The following is a 6,880-nucleotide window of genomic DNA, read 5'->3' as shown; positions in this document are numbered from 1 at the left end:
AGTTCTGAAACAGTTTTAATAGCGGGATTAATTTCTCCTTCTTTACCTCCAATAAGAGTAGGATCATTAGAAGCAAAAACTTGAGTGTTAGCATCAAAGGCAAAGACGCGACCTGGGGTTTGCTTAAAGCGTTCTTGCAAAGAACTTACAAGCACATCAATAGCCAAAACGCCTACAAATTTTCCATCCTTGTAAATCGCACTAGAATAGGTAAAAGTAGGCTGTTTAGAAGTGATGTCTATATAAGAATCACTTACATAAATTCCCTCTTTTTTCTTTGCCTCAATAAACCAATCTCTAGTTCTTGCATCATAATCATCTTTAGCACCAAAAACAACAGTATTCACACCTGCTTTATCCGCCTCCATATCATTCACCACAATCTCTCCGCTAGGATGCGCGATATAAACACCTAAATAATCTTTTGAGTCCCTATAAGCCTTTAAAAAAGCTCCTAAGTTTTCTTGCATACCTTCTAAAGTATTGATTTTGTCATAAGGCAGTTGCGATATATATTCTTTTAATTTTTGCAGACTTGCAATATTCTCTTTTTCAAAATCTATGATTGCATTTTGTGCCATTTTCACATAATTAGTTTCTGCTTCCCTAGAAGCTTCAAAAAGGCTTTCTTTAACAAAAACAAATGTAATCACACCCAAAAGCAATAAACAAACAATAGCTATGAAATTAGCAATTAATGAAGCTTTAATTTTTATACTACTCACCCAAATTTCCTTATACTAAAATATTTCCCACCCCCACAACAACAAGCAAGAAAAACTTGCTTATTTAAATCAATCTTGTTGTGAAATTTTAGCTACAAGACTGTTTGCACTTTCTTGGATTTTTTCCATAAAGATTTTAGCTTCATCAGCTAATTCTACACTACTATTAACTTTTTGAATGCTATATTGCGTTTTATCCACCACTTGACTTGTTTCATCTTTAATAGTATTAATTGTCATTGTAATTTCTGTGATTGATTTTGCTGTGCGTTCTGCTAGTTTCCTAACCTCATCTGCTACTACTGCAAACCCTCTTCCATGCTCTCCTGCTCTTGCTGCTTCAATAGCTGCATTTAATGCTAGTAAATTTGTTTGATCTGCAATATCTTTAATGGTTTGAACCACTGAAGTAATCTCTTCGCTTTGGCGATTTAACTGCTCTACTTTTTCTGAACTCTCTTGCATAATAGAAGCAATTTCTTGAATATTTTCTACAGTTTTTTCAATAATATCGCGCCCTTGATTTGTAAGAGCACTATTCTCATTAACACCCTCTGTTACAATTTGCAAGCTTTGCTCTTCTTTTGCTTTTTGAGCTGTAATATCTGTAGCAAATTTAATAACCTTATAAACCTTACCCTCACCATCAAATACGGGATTATAACTAGCTGTTAGCCAAATAATCTTTCCATCTCTATCTACGCGTATAAAAGTTCCTGACACAAATTCCCCGTTTTGAAGCTTTTTCCAAAACTCTCCATACTCGCTAGAATTTGTAAATTCGCTTTGGCAAAAAATTCTATGGTGTTTCCCTTTAATCTCATCTAATGAATACTTAACTGTTTTTAGAAAATTTTCATTAGCCTCCAAAATTGTCCCATCTGGAGTAAAAGAAATAATAGCCATAGACTTATTAGCAGCAGATAAAATATTTTTTAAATCCATTTGCTCATTAATTCTATCTGTAATATCTGAAGCAAACTTAATTACTTTAATTACTTGATGATTATCATCAAATATAGGATTATAATTTGCTTCAAGCCAAACAATATCCCCATTTTTCTTGACACGCTTAAAAAGATGCGAGACAAACTGCCCACTCTGTAAAGTCCTCCAAAAATCTGCATAAGCTTTAGACTCTACAAGCTCTTTTTGACAAAAAATCTCATGGTGTTTTCCCTTAATCTCATTCAGAGTATAGCCAACTGTCTTTAGAAAATTTTCATTTGCATCTAAAATAGTGCCATCTGGAGTAAATTCAATAACTGCCATTGATTTATTAATAGCAATCACCTTACGCTCACTATCTATGAAATGCACCGGAACCTGATTACCTTGCTTTGTAGCACTTTTAGAACCAAACATTAAAAATTCCTCTCTTGTGTTAAATTTATGTATAAGCTTATTTTAACAATAAAAATTTAAAAAAAACATAAAATAAAAATGTTTTACTCATTCATGCCTTAAAGCCTCTATTGGATTAAGGCAAGATGCCTTCCTAGCAGGTAAATAACCAAATAAAATACCGATAAATGCCGAGAAAAAGAAAGCAATTAAGGCAATTGTATAATCAAACAAAAAAGGAATATTGAGTAAATATGTAATACCTAGAGAACCAAAAAATGCTAAAATAATCCCAATAACCCCCCCTAATGAACTAAGAGTTAAAGCTTCTATTAAAAATTGTAATAATACCTCACTCTGCATAGCCCCTATTGCCAGTCTTGTCCCTATTTCTCTTGTTCTTTCTGTAATGGATACAAGCATCACATTCATAATCCCAATCCCTCCAACAATCAAACTCACTCCTGCAATCGCCCCTAAAAATAGCGTTAAATTTGCTGTTGTGCTTTTCATAATCTCTATAATTTGTTTAGTATCCATAATCTCAAAATCATTTTTTTGTCCCTCTCTAATTTTCCTAATATTTTGCAAAGATTGTGTAGCAACCTGTGTAGCATAAGTGGAATCCACACCATCTTTTAAAGAAACCATAAGACGACCAATATTATAAAGCGAATCGCTTTTTGAAATACTTCTTTGGTAAGCTTTTAAAGGCATTAAAATCACATCATCTTGATCATTTCCCATAGCACCCTGCCCTTTTGTTTCTAACACACCTATCACATCACATACTATGGAACTTAGTCTAATCCTAGAGCCCAAAGGAGAAGAATTCAAGCCAAAAAGATTCTTAGAAACACTTTTTCCTATAATGCAAACATTGCTCCCTGCCCTATACTCCTCTTTATTAAAAGCCCTACCTAAAGCTAATTTCCAATCTGTTGCTATAAAATAATCTGCATCTATGCCTTGAATTTGTGTTTGGGTGTTATTTTGACGGAATTGTGCCAAAACTGCACTTGTGCTAATGGGAGCTACTGCTTTTACTAAATTTCCCATTTGGAGCTTCAAAGAACTTGCATCTTGCAACATAAATTGCTTTCTTGCTCCTCCCCCTGCACTTTGATCGCGTGCTGGAAAAATTAGCAAAATATTACTCCCCAAACTACTCATTTGCTTAGTAATTACTTGTGTAGTGCCATTCCCTAAAGTAATCATAATAATCACAGCCCCTACACCAATAATCACACCAAGCATTGTTAAAATCGCCCTAATAAAATTCCTTCTAATTTGCCTAAAAGCCAAGAAAAAAGCATTCAAAATCATAACTTTTCCTTAGTATCTGATTTCACATTACCATCTAAAAATACTATTTCCCTTTTAGCATATTTTGCCATCTCACTTTCATGGGTTACCATTAAAATAGTAATTTTACTCTCTTTATTTAAATTGCTTAAAATCTCCATAATCTCTATACTTCTTTTAGTATCTAAGTTTCCTGTTGGCTCATCTGCTAATAAAAAAAGTGGCTTAGAGGCAATCGCTCTAGCAATAGCTACCCTTTGTTGCTGTCCTCCACTAAGCTCATTGGAGCTATGGTTATACCATTTCTCCAAACCTACCATTTCTAAAGCCTCCATAGATAATCGCATTCTTTCTTTTTTGGGAACTTGACGGTAAAGCAAAGGAAGCTCTACATTTTCCAATGCTGTTGTTCTAGGCAATAAATTAAATCCTTGAAAAATAAAGCCAATATAATGGCGTCTAAGCAATGCCTTTTGTTTAAGATTAAGCAAACTTACATTCACTCCACAAAAATCATAAATACCACTACTAGGACTATCAAGACAACCCAAAATATTTGCCATTGTAGATTTACCGCTCCCACTAGGCCCCATAAGTGCGACAAACTCACCCTCATCTATTTGCAAATTCACCCCTTTTAATGCTTCAAAAGCATTAGGAGCTTTACCATAGATTTTATGGATATTAATAAGCTGGATAAAACTCATAAACTCTGTCCAGTAACTACAAGCATTTGCTCTTTTAACTCCTCACTGCTAACTTGCGTAAATTCTCCGTTACTAATTCCTACCTCTACGCTAATTTGGCGTATATTATCTTTTTCTAAAACCCACACGGACGAATTAACATTTTTTTGCAAATTAGGTTGCTTTGTTCTTGGACGCTTAAAAAAGCTAAAACTTGCACCTTTTTTTTCTGTTTGTGTGGTTTTTGGCGTATAATAAAGTGCGCTTGTAGGCACTAAAAGCACATCTTTAGCACTTGCTACTTCAATATCTGCTGTTGCACTCATACCTGGACGCAAAAGAAGATCTTTATTATCTACATATATTCTTGTTTCATAACTTACAATAGAACTTGTGCTAGAACTTGTGCTTGTGCTAGAAGTGGTGCTACTAGAAGAATTTGATCCAAAATTAACTCTATCCACCACTGCACTAAAAGTTTTATTAGGATAAGAATCTACGCTAAAGCTTACCTTTTGCCCTTCTTTTACTTTTCCAATATCTGCTTCACTAATGCTAGCATTAAGCTCCATTTCTTCTAAACTCTCTGCAACAATAAAAAACTCTGGAGCTTGAAAAGAAGCAGCCACACTTTGCCCAACATCAATAGAACGCTTTAAAATCACACCATCAATAGGGGTTGTGATTTTAGAATTTCGCAAATCCACTTCTGTAGAAGCTATGGAAGTTTCAATCTCTTTAATAGAGGCTTTTTTTAGCTCCACATCGCTTAAAGCAGCATTATATTCACTTTTTGTGCTCTCAAGCTCTAAAATAGATGGAGTTTTGCCTCCTGTTTTTTCATAAAGATTTTTGTATTGCTCATATTTCCATTTTTTTTCATTTAAAGTTACTTGTGAGCTTTTTAACTGGGCTTTTGCACTCCCTAGCTGTGCTTGGAATTTATATAAATTTTGCTCAATGCTCTCACTATCAATTTGTGCTAAAACTTGCCCTTTTTTTACCCTATCATTCACATCTACAAAAACTTCTAAAACTATCCCTGAAATTACCGAACCAATAGCAATTTCATTAGTAGGTGAAAGAGTTCCATTAGCAGAAATAGTGCTTGTAATATTGCCCCTTGTTACTGACTGTGTTTGATAGATAATGGGAGGTTCTTTAGTTTTAAAATAATAAATCACACCAAAAATTACTAAAAAAATAAATAAAACAATCCCCCAAATTGCAAAAATTTTTTTATAATTTTTCTTAGGGTTAAGATTTTTTAGAATTTCTTGTGTGCTTATCATTTTTACTCCTTAGCAATATAAAGATTTCCACCCATTGCTTTAAACAAGCCAATAAGTGCTTGAATTTGTGAATTCTGTGAAGTATTGAGGCTTTTTTTAGAATTATTATAAGAAGCATAATTTTCTTGGAATTCTAACTCATCAATAAGTCCAATACTTCTACGATTAAGCGAAAAGGTAAAATATTCTTTTGCATTATTAAGACGGATTTTATTATTTTGCATTTGAAGTTGCATATTTTTTAAATTAAAAAGTGCATTTTCAATTTCAAAAAAAGCTGTATCTAAAGTCTTTTGTAAATTAAGATAAGTTTCTTTTAAAATCGCATCTTGCAAAAAATAATTTTGTGTTAGCTGTGTTCTATTTAATAAAGGTGCACTAAGCGAACTTGCAAGATTCCAAGCAACATTTTGGCTTCCTTGTAAAATTTCACTCACATTTCCACTTAAAGAAAGTATGGGAAAAAGGGAGCTAAAAGCAGATTGCTTGGTATAAATTTGCGAATGCAAAAGAAAAATATTAGCACGGATATCAGGGCGAGACAATATTGCATTAGAAGGTATTTTTTCATAAGAAAATGCAAATTCTTCCTTAAAGTTAAATTCTTTTTCAAAGCTAAGTGGTAGAGTTTTTAAATTTAAAAGCACCAAAAGAGCATTTTTGGTTTCTTCAAACTGCATTTTTAAAGCTTCTAGTGTATTTTGCTCATTGGTTAATAAATCCTGCTTAGTAAAAACTTCCGTGCTATCTAACAAACCATTTTCTACTTTAAGGCGTGTTAGTTCTAAAACTTGCATATAATGCATAATATTTTCTTGTGTAAGTTTAATATTTAATGCATATTCTTGTAGATTAAAATACATGCTTGTAATATCACTAAGCAAAGTAATTTGTGTAGCTTTAAAGTCTTCTATGCTTTTTTGATAAAGAGATTCTTTAGAATTACTTGCTGCCCTGTTTTTACCAAAAATATCTAGCTCCCATGAGAGATTTGCCCCCACTTGCGAAGTAAAATTATAATTTGTATTATTTTTAGAACCTGATATTGTTCCATCTACTTTTGGAAAAAGCTCACTAAAAGCCATTTTTAAAGAGCTTTGTGCCTGTAAAATCCTACTTTGCATAATTGCCAAATCTAAATTATTGGCAATTCCTATTGCATAAAGATTGCTTAAATTTTCATCTTGCAAAATAATTTCTAACTGTTCTTTAGGTGTAGCAAGAGTGCTAAAATCTGCAATAGGTATTAACTTTTGATTATTAAAGTCTATGGGTAAATTTTGCACCAATTCCTTATTTTGTGGAATTTTCGCACAACCTACCAAAAAAAATAAAATAAAAACTATCCATCTTATAACCAAGACAATCCTTAATTCCATTTAACTAATACCATTATAATATAAATTTGTGAAGCTAGCATAAAAAGAACTTTATTTTCTTCTATTTTTGCTTAACAAAAATGCAAAAATTATTTTATTTAGAATAAAACAAATTAATGCTAGAATACAGCAAATTATCAATTTTCATG

General features: G+C 32.6%; 6 protein-coding genes. All 6 read right to left on the bottom strand.

All coding sequences use genetic code 11. The features are described 5' to 3' along the window. Window positions 1-725 (bottom strand): cache domain-containing protein (locus B6S12_RS04315; RefSeq protein ID WP_181450951.1); only part of this gene is annotated, 725 nt, incomplete at its 3' end. 69 nt (window positions 726-794) lie between these two features. Next, the gene (locus B6S12_RS11660) at window positions 795-2,090 is read right to left on the bottom strand and encodes a methyl-accepting chemotaxis protein (protein ID WP_281267881.1); all 1,296 of its coding nucleotides are present in this window, start codon (window positions 2,088-2,090) and stop codon (window positions 795-797) included. Window positions 2,091-2,177: 87 nt separating this feature from the next. After that, complete coding sequence (locus B6S12_RS04305; protein WP_111229580.1) at window positions 2,178-3,395, bottom strand: ABC transporter permease; 1,218 nt, start codon at window positions 3,393-3,395, stop codon at window positions 2,178-2,180. Beyond that, a complete protein-coding gene (locus B6S12_RS04300) occupies window positions 3,392-4,081 on the bottom strand; it encodes an ABC transporter ATP-binding protein (RefSeq protein WP_111229579.1) in 690 nt (229 codons plus the stop codon). Before B6S12_RS04300 ends, B6S12_RS04305 begins: the two co-directional genes overlap by 4 nt. Continuing rightward, window positions 4,078-5,352 carry an efflux RND transporter periplasmic adaptor subunit gene (locus B6S12_RS04295; RefSeq protein ID WP_111229578.1) on the bottom strand — a complete coding sequence of 425 codons (1,275 nt, stop codon included), beginning with the start codon at window positions 5,350-5,352 and terminating at the stop codon, window positions 4,078-4,080. Before B6S12_RS04295 ends, B6S12_RS04300 begins: the two co-directional genes overlap by 4 nt. 2 nt (window positions 5,353-5,354) lie before the next feature. Next, on the bottom strand, window positions 5,355-6,713 hold the full coding sequence (locus B6S12_RS04290; protein WP_245892522.1) for a TolC family protein: 1,359 nt from the start codon (window positions 6,711-6,713) through the stop codon (window positions 5,355-5,357). Between the last annotated feature and the right edge of the window lie 167 nt (window positions 6,714-6,880).

Source organism: Helicobacter valdiviensis (assembly GCF_003245365.1).
GTDB classification, from domain to species: Bacteria; Campylobacterota; Campylobacteria; order Campylobacterales; family Helicobacteraceae; genus Helicobacter_D; species Helicobacter_D valdiviensis.
Note: the sequence above shows the minus strand (reverse complement) of the source record. Positions and strands in the feature narration are given on the sequence as shown.

Excerpts from the sequence above, each read along its gene's own strand:
- B6S12_RS11660 (WP_281267881.1), bottom strand. The coding sequence starts at position 2,090 with ATGTTTGGTTCTAAAAGTGCTACAAAGCAAGGTAATCAGGTTCCGGTG.
- B6S12_RS04305 (WP_111229580.1), bottom strand. The coding sequence starts at position 3,395 with ATGATTTTGAATGCTTTTTTCTTGGCTTTTAGGCAAATTAGAAGGAAT.
- B6S12_RS04300 (WP_111229579.1), bottom strand. The coding sequence starts at position 4,081 with ATGAGTTTTATCCAGCTTATTAATATCCATAAAATCTATGGTAAAGCT.
- B6S12_RS04295 (WP_111229578.1), bottom strand. The coding sequence starts at position 5,352 with ATGATAAGCACACAAGAAATTCTAAAAAATCTTAACCCTAAGAAAAAT.